This is a genomic window from Micromonospora sp. NPDC003776, assembly GCF_053605645.1.
Map to the genome: position 1 here is coordinate 1 of NZ_JBSGJR010000788.1, position 2,484 is coordinate 2,484.

At 75.6% G+C, this 2,484-nt stretch carries 3 protein-coding genes; all 3 read right to left on the reverse strand.

Annotated features, from left to right (window positions below; all coding sequences use genetic code 11):
* The coding region (locus tag ACWEVO_RS34910; RefSeq protein ID WP_452311676.1) for a thiamine pyrophosphate-binding protein at nucleotides 1–698 on the reverse strand (698 nt) is incomplete at its 3' end.
* Nucleotides 686–1,582 (reverse strand): 5-deoxy-glucuronate isomerase, encoded by an 897-nt coding sequence (gene iolB, locus ACWEVO_RS34915; RefSeq protein ID WP_452311677.1) that lies wholly within the window; start codon nucleotides 1,580–1,582, stop codon nucleotides 686–688. The genes ACWEVO_RS34910 and iolB, both read right to left, overlap by 13 nt.
* Nucleotides 1,579–2,472: a Cgl0159 family (beta/alpha)8-fold protein gene (locus tag ACWEVO_RS34920; RefSeq protein WP_452311678.1), complete on the reverse strand. Its 894-nt coding sequence runs from the start codon at nucleotides 2,470–2,472 to the stop codon at nucleotides 1,579–1,581. Before ACWEVO_RS34920 ends, iolB begins: the two co-directional genes overlap by 4 nt.
* Nucleotides 2,473–2,484 lie beyond the last annotated feature (12 nt).

Genomic DNA, 2,484 nt, shown 5'->3' on the forward strand with positions numbered 1-2,484 from the left:
GGTCGCTCTGGGCCAGGGTGGTGGTGAAGCGTTGCAGGTTGACGACCGTGCCGAACAGGTCGCCGCGTCCGGTGGAGAGGGTGGTCAGCACGGTCGACGAACAGCTCCGCCGGCCAGTCGTACGCCTCGGCCTGCACGTCCTGCGGCAGGGCGAGGGTGACCGCGCCGGTCTCCACCGGGTCGGTGAGCACCCGCATCGCGGCCAGCAGCGCCGCCGGCAGCTGCTCCGGCCGGTTGATCCGGTCCCAGTAGCGGGAGACCGGCCGCAGCGCGTCGGTGACGCTGACGTCGTACGAGCGGGTGTCCTCCAGCTCCTGCAGCACGGGGCTGGCCGGCCGGGTGGCGAAGATGTCGCCGGGCAGCAGCAGCACCGGCAGCCGGTTGATGGTCGCCCCGGCGGCGCCGGTGACCAGGTTGGTGGCGCCCGGCCCGATGGAGGTGGTGCAGGCCAGGGTGCTGAGCCGGTCGGTCATCCGGGCGTACGCGGCGGCGGTGTGCACCATGCCCTGCTCGTTGCGGCACAGCCGGTACGGCAGGTCCACGCCCGCGCCGGCGAGGGCCTCGCCGAGGCCGGCGACGTTGCCGTGTCCGAAGATGCCGAAGCAGGCGGGGATCAGCCGTTGCCGGCGGCCGTCGCGTTCGGACCACTGCCGCGCCAGGAACGTCACCAGCGCCTGCGCCACCGTCAGTCTGGGCATCGGTCTCCTCCCGCCCGGGTCAGCGGCAGCCGCGGGTCGACGGGCTGCCCGGCCCAGCTGTCCCGGATCCAGCCGTGCCGCGGATCGTCCACGAACGCCATGCTGCGCACCGCACCGGGGCCGGCCAGCACGTTGAGGTAGTACAGGTGGTGGCCGGGCGGGGCCATCGACGGACCGTGGTAGCCGTGCGGGACCAGCACCACGTCGCCGGTGCGCACCTCGGCGAGCACGTCGATCGGCCGGGCGGCGCTGCCGTACACCCGCTGGTAGCCGACCGCCCCGGCGTCGCCGGGCGGGCCACCGGCCACCTCGAAGTAGTAGATCTCCTCCAGCCGCGCCTCGATCCGGCCGTCCTCGTGCACCCGGTCGTCCTCGTGCTTGTGCGGCGGGTACGACGACCAGTTCCCGTCGGGCGTGAGCACCTCGACGGCCACCAGGCGGTCGCAGTCGAAGGCCTCCGGCGCGCAGAAGTTGTTCACCTGTCGGCTGGCCTGCCCGGCCCCGCGCAGCTCCACCGGCACGTCCCGGGCGGCGCCGTAGCGGGGCGACAGCCGGCGGCGGGCCCGCGCGGACGGCAGGGCGAACCGCCCCTGCCCCTCGACGGTGACCGTGGCGTCCCGGGGCAGGTAGGCGAAGTCGGTGACCGCGGCGAACACCGACGGCCGGCCGGCCAGGGCCAGGCTGATCCCGTCGCAGCGCACGGTGGCGGACCCGGCGAGGGGCAGGACCAGCATCTCCTCCTCGCCGGTGGCGAAGGTGAGCGTGCCGCCGGCCGGCAGCTCCAGCACCCGCAGTCCCGCGTACGTCCAGCCGGCCCGCTCCGGGGTGACCTCCAGCGCCCACGGCTGCCGCGCCGTGGACCCCCACGGCAGGTGGCCGCTCACGCTTCCTGCCCGCTGGGCAGCAGCGAGTGGGCCAGGTCGACCGCGGCGGCCACGTCGTCGTCCGGCGGGTAGAGCAGCGCCCGGCCGACCACCAGACCGCGCACGCCGGGGACCCGCAGCGCCCGCTGCCAGCGGGCGTAGACCACGTCGGGGGCCTCGGTCGGGTCGCCGCCGAGCAGCAGCACGGGCAGGGTGGTCGCGGCCATCACCCGGTCCATCTCGTCGATCGCGGGCAGCTTCAACCAGGTGTACGCCGACGTGGTGCCGAGCGCCTGCCCGACGCTCACGCTCTTGATCACCGCCTCGGGGCTCAGGTCGACGGTGACCCGCCCGCCGGCGCGGCCGACCCACAGCGGCTCCACCATGGCCACGGTGCGGCGGGCGGCGAGGGCGCTGACCGCCCGGGCGCAGGCCTGCAGGGTGGAGGCGGTGCCGTGGTCCTCGGGGTCGATGCGGCAGAGCATCTTGCCGCCGTCGTAGCCCATCGCGGCGATGCTGTCGGCGTCGTAGGCGGTGAACCGGTCGTCCAGTTCGAACGCGGCGCCGGAGAGGCCGCCGCGGTTCATCGAGCCGATCGCCAGCCGGTCCTCCAGTGCGCCGAGCAGCAGCAGGTCCTCCAGGATGTCCGGGGTGCCGAGCACCCCGTCGACGCCGGGGCGGGACAGGGCCAGGCGCAGCCGGTCGAGCAGGTCGGCCCGCCCGGCCATGGCCATCGGCCGGTCCCGGACGCCGAGGGCGGCGCGGGCCGGGTGGTCGGCGGCGATGACGAACAGCGGCCGGTCGTGGTCGGGCCACGGGCGGCGGGTACGCCGGGCGGGGGGGGCGGGGGGCGCCCGCGGCCGCCGCGGGCGGGGGGGGGGGGGGTGAGAGAAAACAGGAGGAAACGCCATCCAACCGGAGCG